Origin of the sequence: uncultured Vibrio sp., assembly GCF_947488985.1 — a bacterium.
Taxonomy (GTDB): Bacteria; Pseudomonadota; Gammaproteobacteria; order Enterobacterales; family Vibrionaceae; genus Vibrio.
On record NZ_CANLBV010000398.1, the window covers coordinates 1 to 224 of the forward strand.

Annotated in this window: 1 protein-coding gene; it reads left to right on the forward strand. The window is 46.4% G+C overall.

Annotation, left to right across the window (positions count from 1 at the left end; genetic code table 11):
• Positions 1-224: hypothetical protein (locus Q1A70_RS20740; protein WP_299695964.1), on the forward strand; the 224-nt coding region annotated here is incomplete at both ends.

Genomic DNA, 224 nt, shown 5'->3' on the forward strand with positions numbered 1-224 from the left:
GATACTAGCTCAGTTGGTAGAGCGCAACCTTGCCAAGGTTGAGGTCATCGGTTCGAACCCGATGTATCGCTCCAAATATTGTCATGTTGATTTCTTTCGACATGAAGATGGTGTTTTACTTTTCAGTAATCGGCATCGCAATAAAGCATTGCGTGCCCTGGTGGTGGAATTGGTAGACACAAGGGATTTAAAATCCCTCGACGTTCGCGTTGTGCCGGTTCAAG